The sequence below is a fragment of the Sporanaerobacter sp. PP17-6a genome (genome assembly GCF_900095615.1).
In the GTDB taxonomy this organism is placed as follows: Bacteria; Bacillota; Clostridia; order Tissierellales; family Acidilutibacteraceae; genus Acidilutibacter; species Acidilutibacter cellobiosedens.
The window spans coordinates 43,160-66,465 of the sequence record NZ_FMIF01000012.1; the positions used below are offsets into that span (position 1 = coordinate 43,160).

The following is a 23,306-nucleotide window of genomic DNA, read 5'->3' on the forward strand; positions in this document are numbered from 1 at the left end:
AATGCTTGTAAATACAAAGGAAATGCTTTTAGATGCAAGAAGGAAAAAATATGGAGTTGTACAAGCCAACGCATGGGATTTAAATAGCTTGAGAGCTATTTTAAGAGCAAGTGAGGAGAAATCCTCTCCTGTAATAATCGGCCTTGCAGAAGCTCATTTTAAATATATATCTTTAGCTGAAGTTTATAGTTTAATTAGATACTATGAAAATACGTTTTCTGTTCCGATAGCCCTGCATTTAGATCATGGAAATTCTTATGAAGCAGTGATTGGTGCTATAAGGAATGGTTTTACTTCTGTAATGATAGATGCATCCGGTGAAAAGTATGAAGAGAATGTAAGAAGGGTTTCCGAAGTGGTAAAGGTTGCTCATGCTTGTGATGTGACTGTTGAAGCCGAATTAGGACATGTAGGCATGGGAGAGGATTATGAAAAAATAGATGGAGAATTAAAAGATAAGTTTACAAATCCAAAACAGGCCAAAGAATTTGTTGAACTAACAGGAGTAGATAGTTTAGCTGTAGCTATTGGAACAGCTCATGGTGAATATAAGGGAAAACCCAAATTGGATTTTGAAAGATTAAAGGAAATAGCAGATGCAGTAAAAGTCCCATTAGTTCTTCATGGAGGTTCCGGAACGGGAGATGAAGCTCTTAAAAAAACAGTAAAACTGGGGATTTCTAAAATAAATATTTGTACTGATCTGATGAAAGCGGCAAAGGCTGAGTTTAATTCAGTAATCAATAATAATAATGTAAATTATGCTGATGCGCTGCTTGCCGGAGAAGATGCAATCAAAAATTGCTTGGAACATTATTTTGACATATTCGAATCATCAAATAAGGTAAATGCCTGCTTGTAAGCAGGTATTTACCAAAGATAATATTTAAACCGATAATAGTTATTTATAAAGTATAGTTTTTAAATATAAAGAAATGAAGTGAAATTATTATTTATTAAATATATTAATTCAAGGAGGGAACTATATGAATGCGTTATCTAAAGGAGCAGAATATTTTATTTCACTGTTTCAGGCAGGAGGTAAAACTTTAGTAGGACAAATTACCGGTATATTGCCGACCTTGGCATGTTTGATGGTAGTTATAAAAGCAATAATAAAGTTTATCGGTGAAGAAAAATTAAACAGTTTTGCACAGCACAGTTCGAGTAATACTTTTATGAGACATTTGATATTACCTGCAATTTCGTGGTTTGTACTTACAAATCCGATGTGTTATTCTATGTCAAAGTTTATGCCGGAAAAATATAAAGCATCCTTTATAGATTCGACATTTTCATTGGCACATCCTTTTACAGGGTTATTTCCTCATACTGACCCGGGAGAATTATTTATATGGCTGGGAGTATCTCAGGGGATTCAAAAACTCGGACTTCCTATAGGAGGGCTTGCAATAAGATATTTATTGGCAGGACTTGTTTTGGCCTTTATAAGAGGGTCATTAACTGATAAATTATGGATGTATTTTGCTAAGAAAAATAATCTTCAAGTTGATTAGTATTTTGATGGAATGAAAACGTTGCTTGTTTTTTTGAAGGAGGAATAATATTATGACTTATAAAACAGTTAAAGTAGAAAAAGGCAGAGGAGGATGGGGAACTCCTTTACTAATTACGCCTGTACCCGGAAAAGATAAAATATCATCTATAACGGGAGGAGGAATTCATCCCGTAGCTCAGAAGATTGCCGAACTGTCGGGAGGAACTGCCATCGATGGATTTAAACATCCTGTGGCGGACAGTGAAGTGGTCTGTGCTGTTATTGACTGCGGAGGTACATGTAGATTGGGGATACTTCCGAGTAAAAATATTTTAACGATAAATATTAATGGGGGAGGGCCTTCAGGTCCTTTTGCAAAATTTATAAAGGAAGGATTATATGTTTCGGGAGTCAGGGTTGAAAATGTGAGTTTAGCGGAAAAACAAACAGGAGGGGAGAAATAAAATGGATAATAAAGCTGAAAAAAAATCCAATAGCTGGGAAAAAGCGTTAACTTCTTTCGGCAGAGGAGCGGGAGTTTTTACTTCAACATTTTTTCAGGCAGGTAAGGAAACAGTAGAAGTAATTATAAAAACAGTTTTGCCTTTTATGTTTTTTGTATCTGCCCTGATAGGGATAATTACAAAGACCGGAATAGGAAATGCTATAGCTAAAGTTTTGAGCCCTCTTGCATCGACTTTGTGGGGATTAATACTTATATCATTATTCTGTGGCATTCCGGTACTTTCTCCGTTACTGGGACCTGGAGCCGTAATTGCCCAAGTAATAGGAGTTTTAGTTGGGACGGAAATAGGACGGGGTAATATTCCTCCGCAATACGCCCTTCCTGCACTTTTTGCGATAAATGTTCAATGTGGGTGTGATTTTATTCCGGTTGCTATGGGATTGGGAGAAGCTAAACCTGAGACGATAGAATGTGGGGTACCTGCAATTTTAGTTGGAAGATTTTTAACAGGTCCGGTTGCCGTCCTGATAGGAGTACTATTTAGTATAGGACTGTTTTAGAAGGTATAGTATAAATTGGAAAAAATAATATTCGAAACTAAAATTGTGGAAATAGGTAAGGATGCGCAATCAATGCTAAATAATAATCTTCTTATATTGTTTGGGACAGATGCGCCCGAAATATTAAGAGATGTATGCTTTATGCATAATAACAAGGATTTAATTGGGAAAATCTCAGCCGGAGATGAAGTAGAAATAGACGGCCAAATTTATACTGCCGGGCATGTTGGAAATGTCGCCTGTAGTACTTTGAGCACTATCGGACATTGTACTTTTGTATTTGGATTAAATAAAAAGCAGTTTCTTCCGGGGACAATATATCTTAATGAGATAAAGATTCCGGAAATTAAGGTCGGAACAATAATTAAAATAAGTAGTAGTCATTAAAAAAAACGGAGGTTTTATAAAACCTCCGTTTTTTTATTAAATATGTTCTTTGATATTTGTTCCAAAATTATCCTTTCAAAAATCTATTTTAATACATCATTCACTAACTAATCTTGCCGTTCATAAGATATATTAATAGTCGTATAAAAGGGGGAGATAATTATGGAGGACTATTTTTTTGTAAGATATTTTGATGTAGAAAACAATGAAAAAGTGGATAAACCCCTTGAGGAAGTAGTAAAGATATTGTTGCCTTCTCAAATTAATATAGATTTTCATGTGGAAGCATTAAAGGCTCAGGCTATAATACTTAGGACGAATATAATTCGGAAATCTATTAAACTTGGAGGAAAAGGGTGTGATAAACATGAAGGGGTTGATTTTTGCAGAAGCAGCCATTGTTATTCCTTCTCTTATTTAGAGGATTACAAAGACCTATGGAAAGATAAGTATGATGAGAATATAAAAAAAATCGAAACTGCAGTAAAGGAAACAGAAGGTCTGGCGTTGACTTTTAATGGAAAACCGATTCTTGCAGAATATCATGAGACTTGCGGAGGCAGTACTCAAAATTCTGAGAATGTAATAAAATCCAATGTAGTGTATCTGAGAAAGGTTTTATGCGAAAATTGCAAGTATTCTGCTAATTGGGAAAGCTATAAAGATTTTAATTTAGAAGATTTGGAAAAAATTTTTAATACCACTTTCTCAAAAGAAGCTTTATCTGATAAAGGTCAAATAGAAGGATTTTTAGAAGGAATAGAAAGAGATGAAAATGGAAGAGTATTGAGTATAGATGTGAATGGAGAAAAATATGAAGGCAATTTTATAGTAGAGAAATTAAAATTGAACTCTAATAAATTTAGTATTCACCCTTTGACCATAAGGTTTATTACAAGAGGGAAGGGGCATGGGCTTGGTTTTTGTCAGTACGGAGGAAACCAGATGGCAAAAGAAGGCAAGTCGTTTAATGATATATTGGAGTATTATTATACAGGGATAAAAATAGATAAATATCCTCTGCCATGTATAAAATATCCTCTTTATGGAAAAATAATAGTTATAGATCCAGGTCATGGAGGGAAAGATTTCGGCCATGTGGGAAACCTGGGATTTAAAGAAAAAGATATAACTTTGAATATTTCAAAAGAAATTAAAGAAGTTCTCGAAAATTACGGAGCCAAAGTTTATCTTACGAGAGAAAAAGATGAGGAAGTTCTTCTTATTAAGAGAGCGGAAATAACAAATAATATAAAGCCTGATTTTTTTCTTAGTTTTCATATGGATTATACTGCAAATTCCGAAGGAAAAGGATGTAAGATATATTATTACAGAAAAGATGAAGAAAGTAAAAAATTGGGCACTATATTTTTAGATAATCTTGAAAAAAAATTGTCTGTAGTAAACAAAAATATAAGGGAAGGAAATTTTTATCTTTTGAAATATATTAATGTTAGTTCCTTGATTATAGAAATAGGATATTTATCAAATATTGAGGAAGAAAAAAGATATATGGACGAAGAATATATAAAAAAGTTGGCTAATGTAATATGTGAGAGTTTTTTAGAATATTATGAATATTATTTTTTATGCTCTTAAACATTGACAATAAAACAAAACAATAGTATAATATTTATTTTATTTGACACATTGGACAACTTATGATATAATGAACTTTGTGGGTGTCCCATTGCACTCCTTCGGCCTCCTAAATATAGGAGAGTATCAAAGGGTAGGTGATTACGTTGTTAGAAAAAAACGGATTGTTGAAAATTCGTAAAGATGTTGAGGATTGTATAGGCAAGAAAGTAATACTCAAAGCAAATAAGGGAAGAAAAAAAACTACTGTGAGAGAAGGAATAATTGAAAGTGCTTATCCAAGCATATTTGTCGTAAAAATTTGCAATCAATATGATAATACTCGCAGGGTATCATACACCTATTCAGATATATTAACAGCAACGGTAGAAATAACTGTATGTGATGGAGAAGAGAGAAGAATAATGATTAGTTAAATTAGTTAATTAGCGAGAATTTATAAAAAAGGCTTCCATTAAGATATTAAAAATTAATGAAGCCTTTTTTGAAACCCACTTAACGGAAAATACACATTAAGGAAATCATAATTTTCCTATGGGTTATAAAAAAGGCTTCCATTAAGATATTAAAATTAATGAAGCCTTTTTTGAAACCCATTTAACGGAAAATATACATTAAGGAAATCATAATTTTCCTATGTGTTATAAAAATGCTGCCGAAAACTTTCGGCAGCATTTTTTAAATTGTTATGGAATTTTACTTATGGTATAATTATTAATATAAAATTTTGTGAGGTGTAGTTATGACGACGAGAGAAAAAATGAGGAGAGAGAGGCAAAGGAAGAGAAGAATAAGATTTGGGTTTTTTCTTATAGCTCTAACAGCGGTAACTATATTTTTAGGGGTAAAAATCGGAGAATTTATACGAAAGGCTGATTTCGGTGATAAAAATAGTATAGGGGCTTCCATGGAAGTAAAAGAAGGAGAAGAAGCAGATGACAAAAATGACGATAAAAATGGTGAAGAAGTGTCTTATGAAGGAGAAGCCTTAAATGTGATAGAAAGAAACGGAATTACCAAAGTCTATAAGGAAAAGGATTTAAGCAGTGAAGTGATATATGAATTAAATGATCATGATAAAGTGGAACTATTAGAAACTTTGCCTTTTGGCTGGTTTAAAATAAAACTTCAAAATGGACAAACTGGCTTTGCCGATACCAGATACATACGTTCCAGAAGTATACCGCCTTTTGAATATGACGAAAATTCTTCAGAATGGGTATTGATGTTTACGGAAGAAGATCAAACTTTAAAGATATATAAAAATGGAAAAATCGAAAAGACATCCCTTGGTTCCAGCGGAGAATGGGATAATTTCACTCCTAAGGGAGTGTTTCAAATAGAAAAGGACAGGAGAGGAGATTGGGCTTATATTCCAAGGTTTGAACAGGGGATTAAGTATTGGGTAGGATTTAAGGATAGTTATTTATTTCATTCTTTGCCTTTTGATGAAAATAAGAAATTAATTCAGGAAGAAGCAGAAAAACTTGGAACTCCGGCAAGCCATGGCTGTATAAGACTTCCTGTAGAGATAGCAAAATATATATACGACAATGTGCCTGAAGGTTCAATAGTTATTATAAAATAATAAAAAAAATACCGACTGTCAAAGTCGGTATTTTAAAAAGGGAAATAAGCTAAACTATTTTAGTTAGCTTTTACGGGGAAGAAAGACCACTTGGAAGTCTCTTTTCTATTATATATTTTTTTTTGTATATAAGTAAATAGGACTTTAGAGCTATAAATTGACAATTTTATAAAATCTGTGACAAAAATTTCTCTTTTTTTTTAAATAAATTTTATCTTAATAATTTTGTAATTGACTTCATAATATATTTTGACTATAATAAAAAAATTTATTATAGTCAAAATACAGTACTTTTTTTGGACATTAACTCATATACTTCTCATAGGATATAGATATACAAATGGTATCGATAGGAGGGGTAATATGGCTGTAGAGCTTGTAAAGGACATACTTAAAGTAGATGAATTGAAAGGAAAAGACGAGACTCAAACTATGGTTGAAGCGGAAATATATTTGAATCAATCTAAACCGGAAATAGATAAAATACTGTGGGTAGATGGGAAAGCTCAAATAACAAATTCAAAGATTGTTCAGGATAAAGTAATTATTAATGGTATTGTTAAATTTAAAGCAGTATATAAGTCGAAGGAAGAAAATCCAAGGATATTTAAATTAGAAACAGTTCAAGACTTTAGAAATGAAGTAGAGCTTGAGGGAATAAATGAAAATATGACTTCTGATGTAAAGATAGGGCTGGAATATATAGAATATGAGTTATTAGATGAAAGAAAAGTGGGACTGAAGTCATTGGTAAATATACAAACTAAAGTAGGGCGAACCAACACATTGGAAGTTATAAAGGATATAAGAGGAGGAGAAGATGCTCAAATACTTAAAGAAAAGATTAAATATAACGATGTAATAGGCATGAAAGAATCTTATACGATAGTTAAAGAAGCCTTTGAGATAGAAGAGGGGATGCCGCCTATAGATGATATATTGAAGGTCGAATTAAATACATATGAAAAAGAATCTAAAGTGGTGGACGGAAGAGTTATAATTTCCGGAATATTGGATTGCTTAATTGTTTATAATGGCGGAGGAAATATTAATTCTTTAAAAAAAGAAATATCCTTCAATCATTTCCTTGAAATAGAAGGAGCAGAGAAGGATTTAAACTGTCAGATTAAAATGGAAGTCGAAAGTGTGGAATATGAAATAAAAGAAGATTCAGAGGGTATTTCAAGAATACTGGAGCTGGAATCAAAAGTTAAAATATTGGGCAAGGTTTATGACAACAGAGAAAAGGAAATAGTGCTTGATATGTACTCTACGGATCAGAATATCAACTTGAAAAAGGAAAAGACTTTGCTGCTGGAAAATGTCAAGAATCTTATATGCAGAGAGACCGTTACAAGAGAAATAGATATGCTGGGGGATATACTTACAATTGAAGGCCGTGTTTCAATATTAGACAGTAGATATATAGAGGGAAAGGTAGTAACGGAAGGAACTGTTAATTTAAATATATTGTACGTTGAAGAGAATACCGGCGAAATAAAGAATAGTCAGGAAGAAATTCCCTTCAAGTTTTATAACGATATAGATGAATTAAAAGGGAATATATCCGTAGAAGTGGAGAGCATTTTAGAACAAATATCTTATAAAGTCAATGCTGGAGGATTAAATATAGAAGCTGCGGTTAAGAATTCAATCATGTTGAACAGAGAAAAAGAAATAGATATAATAGTGGATTTGGAAGAAACGGGAGAAGCTTTAAATAAGAAAAACAGGCCGAGCATTACTGTATATATAGTTCAGAAAGACGATATTTTGTGGGATATAGCTAAGCGATACCATACTACGGTGAAAGAAATAATGTCGGCAAATAATATTACATCACCCCAAATTCTTATGCCAGGAGAAAAAATAATAATTGAAAAACATGTGGATACGCAATTTTAGAAAGTTTATTTAAGCCTTGGGGAAAATCATGCCCGGGCTTATTTATTTTACTAAATTTTTACCGGAGTAAAAATAAATGTGATATAATTTTATCTGAAAAATCTTATAACAAAGGAGACGGATTATGGATGAAGTAGTATTGGAAGCTTTCGGGAAAATAAATTTATACTTGGATGTTCTTTGGAAGCGAGAAGACGGTTATCATGAAATACGGAGTATTATGCAGAGTATAGATCTTAAAGATACTATTAAAATCAGAGAAACAAATTCGAATATGAAAATAGATTGCACTCATCCTCAAGTTCCTCTGGATTCTTCGAACTTAGTATACAAAGCTTGGGAGAAAATGAAGGAAATAAGTGGGATAGATAAAGAAGTAAATATTACCATACATAAAAGAATACCTGTAGCGGCGGGACTGGCAGGAGGAAGCGCAGATGCCGCGGCGGTTATTAAAGGATTAAATATATTGTGGGATTTAAATCTTAAGGAAGAAGATCTTATGAAAATAGGAATAAAAATAGGGGCAGATGTTCCTTTTTGTATCAAAGGCGGTACATGCTTGGCCGAAGGAATAGGAGAAAAACTTACATCCATTGAACCATTTAAAGGAAAACTCCTTCTTATAGCTACTCCCAATATTCCTATTTCAACAGAAAAGGCATATAAAAATCTTCCCTTGGATAAGATCCACGTTCATCCGGATATAGACAGGTTTATTAAGGGAATAAAAGATAAGGATTTTAAATTTGTTGCCGAAAATATGATAAATGTTATGGAATACTCGGAATTGGATGAACTTAAAATAATTCCTTCAATAAAAGAAGAAATGATTAGGTTTGGAGCTCTCGGAAGTATAATGAGTGGAAGTGGACCAACGGTGTTTGGGCTGTTTGAAGATGAAAAACTAATGATGAAATGTAAAAAAAGTTTGGAAAGAAAAATAGAAAACGTGTTTTTTTCAAGAACAATTTGAATAATATTCCCATTCTTTGCAAATTATATAATTATAATGGCGAAGGGTGGGAATTTTGTTTGTGTACAGAATAATCAGAAGTGCATATAATATTTACATTTTATTTACTATTTTTGGGATATCCTTATTTATTCTTTTTAATGATATCCCAAAATATAAGGCTGATAAATGCATGAAAGAAGCAAAAATTTTAAAAATTATAGGACTTATATACCTTATTGCTAATCCAATAATATATATAATATTGCACATAGGAGGATAAGCATGGAATATAACATACCTTTGAAAAAAACATTAAAAGAGAATTTAGATGAATTAAAGAAAATATTAAATGAGTGCGATGATATAATTTTTAGAGAATTAAAGGTAGGAAGTAATAAATCTGTTTCTATGGAACTAATATTTGTAGATGGAATGATAGACAGGGATGATTTAAGCTCTTTTGTACTCAGGCCTCTTCTTCGTATTTCAGGTGATATTTTGTCAAATGGAAATAAATCAATAGATTCGTTGATAGATGTACTCTCAAAAGAAAATATTCAAATTTCAGACATGAAAGTTATTCAAAATATGGAAGAAGTCATAAAGGCTGTTTTATCAGGTGAAACGGTACTTCTAATAGACGGTTCGGAAAAAGCTATAGATCTTTCCACAAGGGGTTGGCCTTCAAGAAGTATAGGAGAACCCGTCTCGGAAGAAACAGTCAGAGGACCGAGAGACGGTATGACGGAAACCCTAAAAACAAATATTGCCCTTATAAGAAGAAGGATTAGAGATACAAATCTTAAAGTAAAAATGATGCAGATAGGAAAAAGATCAAAAACCGATATAGCAGTCATGTATATGGAAGATATTGTAGAACCTAAATTATTGAATGAAACATACAGAAGGCTTAATAATTTAAATGTAGATGAAATAATAGACAGTTCCATGCTGGAAAATCTTATTGAGGATCACTGCTATTCCCCGTTCCCCCAAATAGAAAATACGGAAAGGCCGGATGCTGTTGCGGCATCTCTTTATGAAGGCAGAGTTGCCATAATAGTTGATAATTCCCCCTTTGCTCTTTTAGTGCCGGCCACTATAGGAACTCTCATGCAGTCAACGGAAGATTATTATACGAGATGGAGTGTTGCCAGCATAGTTAGAATAATAAGGTATTTTGCGGCATTTCTTGCGGTATTAGCCCCTTCTCTGTATATCGCGGTGACTTCCTATCATCCCGGCCTTCTCCCTACCCGTCTTACTTATTATGTGGCGGCATCCCGGGTAAATGTTCCTTTTCCTTCGGTGATAGAGGCATTTTTAATGGAAATTACATTGGAACTTTTAAGAGAAGCCGGAACAAGAATTTCAGGGCCTATAGGAACTACAATAGGAATAGTGGGAGGGCTTATAATAGGTCAGGCAGCGGTAGATGCCGGAATAGTCAGCCCACTGATGATTATAATAGTATCCGTGACTACCATATCCTCTTTTGCAATTCCCAGTTACGAATTGGCAACAGCCCTGAGGTTCTTTAGATTTTTGTTCATGATATATGCGGCAGTACTTGGACTTTACGGAGTGATGCTTGGGATAATAGTTATGATTACTCATATGGCAAAATTGGATAGCTTCGGAATTCCATTTACGTCTCCTTATTCGGGATTAGGGAGGGAGAAAGGAGATCTGCGTGATACTATCATCAAAGTACCATTTCAAAATATGAAAAAAAGGCCCAGATTTACTTTTCCGAAAAATAGAACAAGATTAAAATAGGTGAAAATATGGAAAAACGAGTATCAAATACGCAATTTAAAGCATTGATAATAACGGGAATAGTCGGAGTTGGAGTTCTTTCCTTACCAAGCTCTATAGCTCGTATTGCAAATAATGATGGTTGGATTTCAATTATTATAGGAGGAGCGATATCTGCCCTATTGATGTATCTAATGGTATCTCTTGCTCAAATGCATCCCGGGAAGGTCGTATTTGAATATGCCAGAGAACTTTTGGGTAATTTTGGATTTTATATATTTGCCGTAATATACATTATATATTTTATGATGGTGCTTGCCGTTGAAGTGAGGGTATTTGCCGAAGTCATAAAAGTATTTTTACTTGAAAACACTCCCATAGAAGTAATAATCATTTCTATGCTACTTACTTCTATGTGGATAGGAAGATATAAGATTGAAGTTGTTGCAAGAATTGCTCTTCTTATGTATACGGTTTTATTTATAATCATTGTATTTGGAGTCATAGCGGTATTTCCTCAATTGGATTTTACCAACATTTTTCCCCTTTTTCAAACAAATTTGAAGACGATTATTGGAGGAGTAGGAGAAACCTTTTTCAGTTATCTCGGAATTGATTTTGTTCTTGTATCTTTGGCGTATCTGGAAGAACCTAAAGAAGCGATGCACTACAGCATGAGAGCCATACTCTCCGTGACACTTTTATATGTTTTTGCTTTTATTCTTACTATTTCAACATTCGGAGTCAATGAGCTTAAACGCCAAGTATGGCCTACCATTGCCTTGGTCAGAGAAGTAGACTTTCCCGGATTTTTTTTGGAAAATATAGATGGAATTATAATGGCGGCGTGGGTATTGATAATATACGGGAATATAGGACCTACAGCCTATAATTCAACACTTGTTCTTTCAAATATATTTAAAACCAAGGAGCACGGTTTATATGTTTTACCTCTTGTCCCCATTGTGTATTTCATAAGCCTGTTTCCTCAAAATCTTTATGAAGTCTATAAAAACATGTTAATACCAAATATCCTCGGATTTATTATAACGATAATATTTCCTATTTTGCTTTTTATATTATCAAAAATTAAAGGCAGGAGAACAAAATGAAAAGAATAATTATTTTATTTTTAATAATATCCATTGCCCTTCTTTCAGGTTGTTGGGATATGGAAGAAATAAACAACAGATCTTATGTATCCGTTATAGGGATGGACTTAAATAATAAAGGAGATAATGGTGAAAAATTTAAAGTTACTTATTCATATCCGAATATAAATGCTCTTGGGAAGAATCCGTCATCCGAACAAAACAGATTTATTGAGACTACGTCGGCAAGTACGGCCTATGAGGCTACAAGAAAATTGTCAACATCAACGGATAAGCCCTTATTCTTTAAAAATTTAAAAACCCTCGTTATAGGAGAAGAACTCTTTAAGGAAAAAGAACTGGTAAAAGAAATATTAGATGGTTTAGGAAGAGAACAAAGAATAAACAGAAAAATAAATATTCTCCTTGCTGAAGGGAAAGCAGAAGATATTCTGAAAATAACTCCGGAAAAGGAGACTGCATCAGCCGTTGGAACGTATTTAAGCGATATCCTCAGAAATGATAAGATTACAGGAAGATTTACCGCTCGAACACTTTCTCAAGTATTGGCAGATACGGATATATCCGATGCCGCTCTTGTTCCTAAGATAAAAATAGAAAAAAAGGATTTAGAAATTTCGGGAGGCGGAATTATTAAGGATTATAAATTGATAGGAAAAATCGGTGAAATGGAAAATATATGTATAGCAATGATGAATGGGGATTTTAACTCAGATGTTATAGAAGCTACGTACAATGACACTCACATATCTTATGCGGTAACGATATTTTCTTCTTCCAAAAGAGTATATGTAGAAGGAGGAAAGATAATTGCAGATATAGATCTTAATATTGAGGGTTATCTGCAGCAGTACAAATTAGATAAAGAATTGCAGGCCTTTGACGAAAAATTTTTACAGGGAGCTGAAAAATCCCTTGAAGACAGAATAAAACGAGAAACATTAAATACTATAGAGCTTATTCAAAAAAAATACAACGCAGATGTAATAGGAATAGGAGAATGGATAAGTAAATTCAAACCAAGCCTTTGGAAAGAAATAAAAGATAATTATGATGAAGTATTTCCCAATATAGAAATAAGAATTAATCCGACAGTTGAAATACGAAGAACCGGATTAAGCAGATAAAAACAGAGTGAAGGAATAAAACCAAAAAAATGGTCAATAATAATATTAATAGAATACAAGGAGGAAATAGTATGAAATACAAAAAATTAATACTCATACTTACTTCGTTTATACTTATGACCGTTTATATAGTTTATCCTTATGTGAAAGAAACGAATAAACTGAAAGAAGGATTCAAAGAAAAAATAATAAGATTTCATGTAATAGCCAATAGCGATTACAAAGAAGATCAGGAAATGAAATTAAAGATAAGGGATAAAATACTCGGCAGTATGGGAGAAAAATTCGGAAATTCCCATTCAAAGGAAGAAACGAGAGAAATAATATATAATAATTTAGAAAATATTAAATCAATAGCAGAAGAAGAAATTAAAAAAGAGGGGAAAGATTATACTGTAGATGTATCCTTAGGGCAGGATACATTTCCTACTAAAACCTATGGAGATGTTACATTTCCCCAGGGGGAATATGAAGCTTTAAAGGTAGTAATAGGAGAAGGAAAAGGGAAGAATTGGTGGTGTGTCATGTTTCCCCCTTTATGTTTCATTGATATGACCCATGGGGTTACTAAAGATACGGAAAAGGAACTAAAAGGAGTACTTACGGAAGAAGAATATGCCCTTCTTTTATCCGAAAAGGAAGAGCCGGTGGTTTTAAAATCAAAAATTGCCGAAATATTCGAAAAAACAAAAGATTATCTGGCTAATATAAAATAGCAATATCCTCCTCATGAATAAAATATTTTCTTTTACAGAAAATATTATCAGAGAGGAGGATATTTTTATGAGAAAAAAAATTTTGATAATTGGTACATTCTTGTTAATATTTTTAACAATATTTACATTTATAGAGCCCAGTTTAAGAGATGCGTCTAAATATGATTATTATCAAGGAATAAGAATTCTCTATTGGGGGACTACGGGGGAAGATGTAAAAAGCGTTCAATGGCGACTTCTGCAGTGGAAATATTACAACGGAAAAGTCGATGGGATATATGGAACAGGGACCTATAGAGCAGTTCGTAAATTTCAACGTAAAAATGGGCTTAAGGAAGATGGAGTGGTAGGGCCTCAGACAGCAGCTGCCATAGGAATATCCTTAGGGACAACAACAAATACGGCTTATGCCACATCTACGGCAGGGGTGAGCAGGTCAGGAGATGAATACCTTCTTGCCAGAGTAATTCATGGAGAGGCGCGGGGAGAACCTTATTTAGGAAAAGTAGCAGTAGGGGCAGTAATACTCAATAGGGTTAATAGCCCGTCATTCCCTAATACCATGGCAGGAGTTATATATCAACCGCTGGCATTTACGGCAGTAGCCGATGGTCAGATAAATCTTACTCCTAACAATGATTCCATAAAAGCGGCAAGGGATGCTTTAAACGGATGGGATCCTACTTACGGATGTCTGTATTATTGGAATCCTGCTACAGCAACAAGCAAATGGATATGGTCGAGGAAAGTAATGCTAAAAATCGGAAAACATTGGTTTGGAATATAGGAGGTGAAAAAATATGAAGATAAAATGGAAAGCGTGGATACCTACTGTAATACTCTCTATAGCATTGATAGTCTCTCTGATATGGGGATATAATCAATATAAATTAAAAAATAAATACGAGATATCTTTATCAAATCAATATCAAAGGTTATTTTACGATGTGAAAAAGCATGTGGAAAACGTTCAGATAGATCTTTCAAAAGCTTTATTGTCGAACTCCAGAGATCAAAATGTTCTTATGCTTTCGCAGATAATGAGTGAATCCAGTTCTGCACAGGATAAGTTATCTCAAATGCCCATAAATCATTCAGATGTGGGCAAAACTGAAAAATTTTTAAGCCAAGTTGCAGACTATAGTTATTATTTGATTCAGACTCATTTAAAGGGAGAGGAACTGACAAGCAAACAAAGAGAAACATTGTTTAACCTTCAGGGAAGTTCCTCAAATTTTAACAAAGAATTATCGGAAGCCCAGAATAAAATTGCCCAATCAATGGAAAATACAACCACAGCTCAGCTTAGTAAAGTTGAAGAAGCCAATCAAAGTGTATTGAATACACAGCTTTTAAACTTGGAAAAGAAAATGGGCAAATCTCCTGAACTCATATATGACGGACCTTTTTCGGAGCAAAATCTTGGGAAAAAGCCTGTAGGGCTTGGGACTAAGAAAGTTACATTAAAAGAAGCCCAGAAAATAGCGACAGATTTTATAGGAGTAAAAAAGGTGGAGGAAATAAGCACCTATGAGAATGGAAAGGACATATCTTTGGTTAAAATTCCATCATATACCTTTAATATTGTTCCCGAAAACACATCGAAGGATAGGGCAATATATATAGGAGTATCTCAAAAGGGAGGAAACGTAGTATGGATGTCGAATCCGAGGGCCGTTTCAAAAGTTAATATATCTATGAAACAAGCGGAACAAAAAGCAGCAGCTTTCTTAAAAGAAAAAGGCATGGAAAATATGGAACCTAATTATTCTTTAAGATATGACGGAGTGGGAATATTTAACTTTGCATATAAGAAGGATGACGTGACTATATACTCGGATTTGATAAAAGTGAGTGTAGCCTTGGATAATGGTGAAATAGTGGGATATGATGCAAATACCTATTTAATGAATCATCAGGAAAGGGATATTCCGGAACCTAAGTTGACTCAAGAAGCTGCCAGGGAAAAAGTTAAAGTTGATTACGATATAGATTCCATCAGATTGGCAATAATACCCAAAGGGAGCAGGGAACCTTTATGCTATGAGTTTAAAGGAAAATATAGAGGCTCGGATTTCATCATTTATATAAATGCAGTAACAGGAGATGAAGAAGAAATACTCCAGATAATTAAAAATGAAAACGGAACTCTTACATTTTAAAATATAACAGTTGTAAATTTCCCCTTTTATTTATAAAATAATATAGAAGGGGGAATTTTATTTATGGACTCAAGACCTATCGGAGTATTTGATTCAGGAATAGGAGGTCTGACAGTATTACAAGAGATAATAGAAAAACTTCCGGGAGAAGATATAATATATTTTGGGGATACGGCCAGAATTCCATATGGATCAAGATCTAAAGAAATAGTTATAAAATATACTTTTCAATGCATTAGATTTCTTTTAAGCAAAAATATCAAAGCTATAGTCATAGCCTGTAATACGGCCAGTGCATTAGCTTTGGAAGAAGCAAAAAAGGTATTTGAAATACCTATGATGGGAGTAATAGAACCGGGCGCCAAAGCAGCAGCAGCTAAAACGAAAAACGGAAGAATAGGAGTTATAGGTACGATAGGAACTATAAACAGCGAATCCTATCAAAAAAAGATTAGAAGGATTCAGCCTTCCGCAGATGTTATAGGGATACCTTGCCCCCTTTTTGTTCCACTGGTAGAAGAAGGATGGGAGGATACGGATGTAGCGCTTATGACAGCAAGAAAATACCTTCTGGAATTGAAAGAACATCATATAGATACTTTAGTAATGGGATGTACCCATTATCCTATATTGAGATATACGATAAATAAGGTGATGGGAGAGGAAGTAACCCTTGTAAATCCTGCTTATGAAACGGCGAAAGTCGTTAAGGACATGTTGAAAGAAATGAATTTTCTTTCGGACAAATATGAAAATGGGAAATATCAGTTCTACGTAAGTGACGATCCCGAGAAATTCATAAGAATAGGAGGTAGTTTCTTAAAAAAGGAAATTTCTTCAGTTCGAAAAATCAATATTGAAATGTTATAGGCACTGAAACAGTGCCTGATTTTTAGCAACAGATGCCTAATTTTAGGCACTAATTAGAAAAATATTTATATAGGAGGGATAGAATGGAAGACTTATTTCTCAAAGAGAATATTTTTAAGATACTTGACTACCTTGAAGAAGGAATTCACATCATAGATAAAAGCGGAAAAATAATATATTATAATAAATTTGCCCAAAAGATAGATGGAATTGATAAAAGCAGTTCTATCGGAAAGCACCTTTTGGAAATATATCCCTCATTAACTCATGACAGCAGTACTCTCCTGAGAGTTATGGAAACAGGGAAACCCATATTTAATGTAGAACAGACATTTTTAAATTATAAGGGTAAAAATATTACCACAATTAATTCCTCCATTCCAATTAAATCAAAAAATAAAATATTGGGGGCATTAGAGATATCCAAGGATATTACTCATGTAAGAAAAATGTCTGAAAAAATCGTAGATTTGGAAAATGAATTATATAATAACGGCAAGGAGAATAAAAGCGCGGCAAAGGGAGGGGCGAAGTATACATTTTCAGATATAATAGGAGAAAGCAAAGAAATGTCGAAACTGAAATCCTATGCTTCAAAGGCGGCTGCAACAGATTCTCCCGTACTCATATACGGAGATACGGGGACGGGAAAGGAGTTGTTTGTTCAAGCTATTCATAACAGCAGCTTGAGAAGATACAAACCCTTTATTGCCCAAAACTGTGCCGCTATTCCCGCAAATTTACTCGAAGGAATATTATTCGGAACTTTAAAGGGAGGATTTACGGGAGCTGAAAACAGACCCGGATTATTTGAACTTGCTGAAGGAGGAACATTATTTTTGGATGAAATAAACTCTATGCCTCTGGAACTTCAATCAAAGCTTTTAAGAGTATTACAGGATTGGACTATAAGGAGAGTGGGAGGAACTAAAGTTATAGATATCAACGTAAGGATAATATCGGCAACTAATGTTCCCCCGGAAGAAGCAGTTAATAATAAGCAGCTGAGGAGAGATTTATATTATAGGCTGAATGTAATAAACTTCGGGATTCCTCCTTTAAGGGATAGAAAAGAGGATATTCCTATTTTGGCAGATCATTTTATTAAAAAATTTAATAAAAAATTCAATCATCGGACTGCCGGAGTATCGAAAGACGTGATGAAAATATTCTATAATTATAAATGGCCCGGAAATGTAAGAGAATTAGAAAATTTAATGGAAGGGATAATGAGCATTTATGATGTAGATCTTATTGATAGGGATAAACTCCCTCCCAAATTTAGAGAAGAAAATACGGTATCGGAGAAAGATTCCCTTCCGGAGATATTGGAAGAGACAGAAAAACGTATAATTACGGAGGCATTGATAAAAAATCAATGGAATATTACATATACAGCTCAGGACCTTAAAATACCACGACAGACTCTTCAATACAAGATAAGTAAATATGATTTGAAGAAACAGATGCCGGAAAACGGGCATATATTTTCACTTATATAAGGAGAAATGGCATATATTCAATGGCATAATATTTGCATTAATAATTTCTGCTGAACTTTTGATTTAACATTATAAGGAGGTAAGAAATTATGAAAAAAGGAAACCCCTATGGTATTCACAGAGTATTGGAACCAAAAGGAGTATTGCCTCAGCCTGCGCTCAAGATCGACAACAATATGGAAATATATGATAATGAAATCCTTATTGATGTTCAAACATTGAATATCGATTCTGCCAGTTTTACTCAAATTGAAAAACAAGCCAACGGAGACGTGGAAGAAATTAAAAAAATAATGAAAGGCATAGTAGCCGAAAGGGGAAAACACCAAAATCCTGTTACGGGCTCCGGGGGTATGTTAATAGGAACTGTAGAGGAAATCGGACCTGCGCTGAAAGACAAAACAGACCTTAAAGTTGGAGATAAGATAGCAACTTTGGTATCTTTATCTTTAACCCCTTTGAGAATTGACGAAATACTGGATGTAAGAAAAGAAATAGATCAAGTGGATATCAAGGGGAAAGCGATTTTATTTGAAAGCGGGATTTATGCCAAAATTAGTAAAGACCTGCCTGAAAATTTAGTTTTATCAGTCCTCGATGTAGCAGGAGCGCCTGCTCAAACGGCAAAACTTGTTAAGCCGGGAGATACGGTGGTAGTACTTGGAGGAACGGGAAAATCAGGGATGCTTTGCTTATATGAAGCAAAGAAAAGAGCGGGAATTACAGGGAAAGTTATATGTATAGGTTCTCGGGATGAGACAATAGAAAGGGCTAAAAAGGCAAATCTTGCGGATGTATATATTAAAGCAAACGCAACGGATGCCATAGAGGTAATGGAAAAAGTATCAAAAGCCACAAATGGGAAAATGGCGGATATAGTGATAAATGTGGTTAATATTCCAAATACCGAGATGTCAAGCATACTATCGGCAAAAGACGACGGAGTGGTATACTTTTTCAGTATGGCAACAAGTTTTACAAAAGCGGCTTTGGGAGCCGAAGGAGTCGGAAAAGATGTAACCATGATAATCGGAAATGGTTATACCAAAGGGCATGCGGAAATTTCTCTTCAGATAATGCGGGAAAGCCCGGTACTTAGAAGAATATTTGAAGAGCTGTACGCTTAAAAGGGGGAGGCTGTATAAATGAGGTCATATAAGGATATTGAATTATGGAAAAATGTAACTTATGAACGGTGGAACGATTGGCATTGGCAGGTAAGAAACAGGATTACTACTGTAGAGGAATTGAAAAAAATTGTTAATATCACAGATCAGGAAGCAGATGATATAAACCAGGTACTGAAAAAATTCAGAATGGGAATTACTCCTTATTATGCATCCCTTATGGATCCTGAAGATCCCGGATGTCCTGTTAGAAAGCAGGCGATTCCCACTATTTACGAAACTCACTATAGTGAAGCCGATATGGTAGACCCTCTTCATGAAGAAGGGGATTCTCCGGTGCCGGGTCTTACTCATAGGTATCCGGACAGGGTATTGTTTCTCATAACGGATCAATGTTCTATGTACTGCAGACATTGTACCAGAAGAAGATTTGCAGGACAGCATGATATGGGAGCTCCCTTGGACAGAATAGATAGGGGCATAGAATATATAAGGGATACTCCTCAGGTAAGAGACGTGCTTCTTTCGGGCGGAGACTGCCTTTTGGTGGAGGACGACAGGCTTGAATATATTATCAGGAAATTAAGGGAGATTCCTCATGTTGAAATAATAAGGCTGGGGACCCGTACGCCTGTAGTCATGCCGATGAGGATTACCGATGATTTGGTTAATATGCTTAAGAAGTACCATCCGATATGGTTAAATACTCATTTTAATCACCCGAAGGAAATTACTCCCGAAGCGGCGGAGGCCTGTAGAAAATTAGCTGACGGGGGGATACCTCTCGGAAATCAATCGGTACTTTTAAGGGGAATAAACGATTCTCCCGAAATTATGATGAAATTAGTGCACGAACTTGTTAAAATAAGAGTTAGACCTTATTATATTTATCAATGTGACTTATCCATGGGCATTGAACATTTCAGGACGAAAGTATCAAAAGGACTGGAAATAATGGAATCATTAAGAGGTCATACTTCAGGTTATGCAGTACCTACTTTTGTAGTCGATGCTCCGGGAGGGGGAGGAAAAATTCCCGTTATGCCTCAATATTTAATCAGCATGAGTCCTACAAAGGTTGTTCTCAGAAACTATGAGGGAGTAATCACTACTTATACGGAACCTCAATATATTGAAGAGCCTTCTTCTTGTCATGAAGGTAAACATCTCTCTGGAGTAGCCGGGATACTTGAGGGAGAAGAAATCAAATCCCTTGAACCAACCAAAATGGAAAGAAGGGATAGAGCAGCATTAAGAAAAAGTAAAAAATAAAAAGCGGTAGAAAAGAGGTATTTTCATGTCTCTGATAGATCTCATCAAGGATAAATACAAAACAATATCGATAGTTGGAATGGCAAAAAATACAGGAAAAACGGTTACCATGAATCATATTCTCTTTGAGACTTTTGAAAAAGGATTGACGGCGGGAGTTACTTCCACGGGAAGAGATGGGGAAAACTTGGACATTGTTACGGAAACGGAAAAACCCAGAGTATTCTTGGAGGAAGGAACTATAGTGGCTACTACCACAAAAGTCTTGCCCTTGGAAGATGCTAAGGTGGAGATCTTGAAAGTTACGGATTACAGAACTCCTATGGGGTCAATAGTTATAGGGCGTGTGAAGGACAGAGGATATATTCAGATAGCGGGTCCTCAGAGAGTTAATGAAATAAAAGAAGTTTCTCAGATAATGCTAAATTTTGGTGCTGATTTTGTTATAATAGACGGGGCAATAGACAGAAGATCTTCGGCAGCACCTTTTATTTCGGATGGGACTATCCTCTCTACAGGGGCTGTACTCAATAGAGATATGAACAGAGTAATAGAAGAAACTGCCCATGTGGTGAACCTCTTTAATATTCCGCAAATCAGAGACGAAAAACTTTTTGCCTTATCGGAAAGAATTATGAGAGAAGGCAAAGTTTGTTTAATAGATAAAGATTATAATACAAGCTATGTAAATATAAAGACAGCTTTAAACAGTGGAAACATAATAGGGGACAATATAAAAGAATCTACAGAATATATAGTAATCCCAGGAAGTCTAAGTAAGAATACAATAGAAGAAATGCTTATAAATACAAGAAAATATAAAGACGTAAAAATTATAATCAAGGATGGAACCAAAGTTTTTATATCCCCCAAGGACTGGCTTAGGTTTATACATTACGGGGTTAAAATCGAAGTGATGTATAAAATTAACCTTCTGGCAATTACAGCAAACCCTTATTCTCCAAAGGGATATTATTTTGATCCGGAAAAATTCTTATATAAACTGAAAAAATATATAAAAGATATTCCAATATATGATTTGGTCTTAAGGGGGGATTAAAATGGAATTTATGGATAAATATACGGAAGAAAGCTTGGACTTTTTATATATATTAAAAAGAATAGATGTTCTTACTCCTTACGGAAAAATTTACAGAGATCGGATTAGACCTTATGTTTCAGGACAGGAAGAAGAATTAAAAGAAGAATTGGAGAAAGTGGAAAAAATTTTGGGTTATCTGAAACACAGAAAATTTTACCATGAGATTAAAAATATACTTATTCATGTTAAAGATTTGAGAAATTCTGTGGAAAGAGCAGCAGAAGGCAGCGTTCTTACAGAAATAGAACTCTTTGAAATAAAAATTTTTGTGTTGCTGATAAAGGATTTAGATGATTTTTTAAATAAGTATGAAGTGGAAACATGGGATGATATAAAAATCGAAAGAATGGAAGAATTGGAATATTTGTTGGATCCCGAAAAAACGGGTATTCCTACTTTTTACATCTATGATTCTTATTCTGAAGAGCTTTTGAAAATAAGAAAAGAAAAGAAAGGTATTGAAAAGGAAATAAAAATAAAAAAATCAACCCTAAAAGACAAAATTAAGAAAGATATAGGTTTAAACTTTCGTCCCGACGGAACGATAACAGTTCAAAGGGATGATGAAGAAACAGTTCAAAAGCTACAAGCTCACCCTTATCTGTCCCGTGTTTCCGAAACATATTTGACTATTAAATTCTCCGTAAAATCTACGGAAGAAATAGTATTTCTTGACAGAAAACTTTTCTTTATAAAAGAGAAGGAAGAAGAAGAAGAATATAAAATCATAGAGATGCTGACTCAAAAAATAGCATCAAATAAAAAGAAAATTTTTAGGAATATGGCATCAATAGGGAAACTTGATTTCCTCTTAGGGAAAGCCCATTTTGCAGAAAAAATAAACGGAGTAAAACCTGTCATACTTCATGAACACATGATCCTTATCGAAGAGGGAAGACATCCGAAAGTAGAAGAAAACTTAAGAGAGAGAGAATTAAAATTTACTCCTGTAACAATTTCCATAAAAGAAGGAGTATCCTGTATTACAGGGGCTAATATGGGAGGGAAAACTGTAAGCCTTAAGCTTGTAGGATTATTGTGCGCAATGGCCCAATACGGGCTCTTTGTCCCTGCCGAAAAGATGGAGATAGGGCTTAATAACTTTATAAATGCATCTATCGGAGATATGCAGTCTACTGATAGAGGTCTGAGTACTTTTGGCTCTGAGATACAAATGGTAAAAGAGGCAGTAAAACAATCAAAAAATAAAGGACTTATACTTATAGACGAATTGGCAAGAGGAACGAATCCGGAAGAAGGATTTGCCATATCAAAAGCTGTAGTAAATTATTTAAAAGATAAAAATTCGATTACCTTAATTACTACTCACTACGATAATATAGCAAATATGGAGGATATAGGACATCTTCAAGTAGTAGGTCTTTCAAATATAGATTTTGAGAAATTAAAAATTACTTTGGAAAATTATGATGGAACGGATTTGATAAATAAATATATGGATTATAGATTAATAGAAGTGAAAAATAAAAAAGAAGTTCCCAGAGATGCTTTAAATATAGCAAGGCTTATGGGATTAGATGAGGATATTATTAAAGAAGCGGAGAAAATATTGGAATTATAAGGGAGGTTGTATAGC

General features: G+C 34.2%; 23 protein-coding genes. All 23 read left to right on the forward strand.

Translation table 11 applies throughout. The features are described 5' to 3' along the window. Position 1 precedes the first annotated feature (1 nt). Complete coding sequence (locus PP176A_RS05775; RefSeq protein WP_071139511.1) at positions 2 to 862, forward strand: class II fructose-bisphosphate aldolase; 861 nt, start codon at positions 2 to 4, stop codon at positions 860 to 862. Between the two features lie 124 nt (positions 863 to 986). Then, on the forward strand, positions 987 to 1,517 hold the full coding sequence (srlA, locus tag PP176A_RS05780; RefSeq protein WP_071139512.1) for a PTS glucitol/sorbitol transporter subunit IIC: 531 nt from the start codon (positions 987 to 989) through the stop codon (positions 1,515 to 1,517). 52 nt (positions 1,518 to 1,569) lie between these two features. Beyond that, positions 1,570 to 1,962: a PTS sorbose transporter subunit IIB gene (locus PP176A_RS16615; RefSeq protein WP_255401621.1), complete on the forward strand. Its 393-nt coding sequence runs from the start codon at positions 1,570 to 1,572 to the stop codon at positions 1,960 to 1,962. A 1-nt stretch (position 1,963) separates the two neighbouring features. Then, a complete protein-coding gene (locus PP176A_RS16620; RefSeq protein ID WP_255401622.1) occupies positions 1,964 to 2,524 on the forward strand; it encodes a hypothetical protein in 561 nt (186 codons plus the stop codon). Between the two features lie 15 nt (positions 2,525 to 2,539). Beyond that, a complete protein-coding gene (locus tag PP176A_RS05790; RefSeq protein ID WP_071139513.1) occupies positions 2,540 to 2,911 on the forward strand; it encodes a PTS glucitol/sorbitol transporter subunit IIA in 372 nt (123 codons plus the stop codon). A gap of 162 nt (positions 2,912 to 3,073) precedes the next feature. Continuing rightward, a complete protein-coding gene (locus tag PP176A_RS05795; RefSeq protein ID WP_071139514.1) occupies positions 3,074 to 4,510 on the forward strand; it encodes an N-acetylmuramoyl-L-alanine amidase in 1,437 nt (478 codons plus the stop codon). Positions 4,511 to 4,656: 146 nt separating this feature from the next. Further along, entirely contained in the window at positions 4,657 to 4,926 is a 270-nt protein-coding gene (locus PP176A_RS05800; protein WP_071139515.1) for a Veg family protein, read from the forward strand. 326 nt (positions 4,927 to 5,252) lie between these two features. Further along, the gene (locus tag PP176A_RS16370) at positions 5,253 to 6,098 is read left to right on the forward strand and encodes a L,D-transpeptidase family protein (protein WP_071139516.1); all 846 of its coding nucleotides are present in this window, start codon (positions 5,253 to 5,255) and stop codon (positions 6,096 to 6,098) included. Positions 6,099 to 6,461: 363 nt separating this feature from the next. Further along, positions 6,462 to 8,003 carry a DUF3794 and LysM peptidoglycan-binding domain-containing protein gene (locus tag PP176A_RS05810; protein ID WP_071139517.1) on the forward strand — a complete coding sequence of 514 codons (1,542 nt, stop codon included), beginning with the start codon at positions 6,462 to 6,464 and terminating at the stop codon, positions 8,001 to 8,003. A 124-nt stretch (positions 8,004 to 8,127) separates the two neighbouring features. Next, positions 8,128 to 8,979 carry a 4-(cytidine 5'-diphospho)-2-C-methyl-D-erythritol kinase gene (gene ispE / locus PP176A_RS05815; protein WP_071139518.1) on the forward strand — a complete coding sequence of 284 codons (852 nt, stop codon included), beginning with the start codon at positions 8,128 to 8,130 and terminating at the stop codon, positions 8,977 to 8,979. Positions 8,980 to 9,040: 61 nt separating this feature from the next. After that, positions 9,041 to 9,241, forward strand: coding sequence for a CLC_0170 family protein (locus PP176A_RS16735; protein WP_373419506.1), 201 nt, complete (start codon positions 9,041 to 9,043; stop codon positions 9,239 to 9,241). A gap of 2 nt (positions 9,242 to 9,243) precedes the next feature. Continuing rightward, positions 9,244 to 10,740, forward strand: coding sequence for a spore germination protein (locus PP176A_RS05825; RefSeq protein WP_071139520.1), 1,497 nt, complete (start codon positions 9,244 to 9,246; stop codon positions 10,738 to 10,740). Positions 10,741 to 10,748: 8 nt separating this feature from the next. Beyond that, complete coding sequence (locus PP176A_RS05830) at positions 10,749 to 11,831, forward strand: GerAB/ArcD/ProY family transporter (protein WP_071139521.1); 1,083 nt, start codon at positions 10,749 to 10,751, stop codon at positions 11,829 to 11,831. Continuing rightward, positions 11,828 to 12,958 (forward strand): Ger(x)C family spore germination protein, encoded by a 1,131-nt coding sequence (locus PP176A_RS05835; RefSeq protein ID WP_071139522.1) that lies wholly within the window; start codon positions 11,828 to 11,830, stop codon positions 12,956 to 12,958. The genes PP176A_RS05830 and PP176A_RS05835 overlap by 4 nt, the downstream gene beginning before the upstream one ends. A gap of 71 nt (positions 12,959 to 13,029) precedes the next feature. Then, positions 13,030 to 13,674, forward strand: a complete 645-nt coding sequence (gene spoIIR / locus PP176A_RS05840) for a stage II sporulation protein R (RefSeq protein WP_083381815.1) — start codon at positions 13,030 to 13,032, stop codon at positions 13,672 to 13,674. A gap of 67 nt (positions 13,675 to 13,741) precedes the next feature. Further along, entirely contained in the window at positions 13,742 to 14,461 is a 720-nt protein-coding gene (sleB, locus tag PP176A_RS05845) for a spore cortex-lytic enzyme (protein ID WP_071139524.1), read from the forward strand. Between the two features lie 13 nt (positions 14,462 to 14,474). Further along, complete coding sequence (ypeB, locus tag PP176A_RS05850; protein WP_071139525.1) at positions 14,475 to 15,836, forward strand: germination protein YpeB; 1,362 nt, start codon at positions 14,475 to 14,477, stop codon at positions 15,834 to 15,836. 63 nt (positions 15,837 to 15,899) lie between these two features. Next, positions 15,900 to 16,706 carry a glutamate racemase gene (gene murI, locus PP176A_RS05855; protein ID WP_071139526.1) on the forward strand — a complete coding sequence of 269 codons (807 nt, stop codon included), beginning with the start codon at positions 15,900 to 15,902 and terminating at the stop codon, positions 16,704 to 16,706. 83 nt (positions 16,707 to 16,789) lie between these two features. Next, complete coding sequence (locus PP176A_RS05860; RefSeq protein ID WP_071139527.1) at positions 16,790 to 18,208, forward strand: sigma-54 interaction domain-containing protein; 1,419 nt, start codon at positions 16,790 to 16,792, stop codon at positions 18,206 to 18,208. Between the two features lie 89 nt (positions 18,209 to 18,297). Further along, on the forward strand, positions 18,298 to 19,335 hold the full coding sequence (locus PP176A_RS05865) for an L-erythro-3,5-diaminohexanoate dehydrogenase (protein ID WP_071139528.1): 1,038 nt from the start codon (positions 18,298 to 18,300) through the stop codon (positions 19,333 to 19,335). A gap of 18 nt (positions 19,336 to 19,353) precedes the next feature. Further along, positions 19,354 to 20,607, forward strand: coding sequence for a lysine 2,3-aminomutase (gene ablA, locus PP176A_RS05870; RefSeq protein WP_071139529.1), 1,254 nt, complete (start codon positions 19,354 to 19,356; stop codon positions 20,605 to 20,607). A gap of 25 nt (positions 20,608 to 20,632) precedes the next feature. Continuing rightward, positions 20,633 to 21,667 (forward strand): lysine 5,6-aminomutase reactivase subunit KamB, encoded by a 1,035-nt coding sequence (locus PP176A_RS05875; RefSeq protein ID WP_071139530.1) that lies wholly within the window; start codon positions 20,633 to 20,635, stop codon positions 21,665 to 21,667. A 1-nt stretch (position 21,668) separates the two neighbouring features. After that, on the forward strand, positions 21,669 to 23,291 hold the full coding sequence (locus PP176A_RS05880; protein ID WP_071139531.1) for a lysine 5,6-aminomutase reactivase ATPase KamC: 1,623 nt from the start codon (positions 21,669 to 21,671) through the stop codon (positions 23,289 to 23,291). Positions 23,292 to 23,306: the final 15 nt, after the last annotated feature.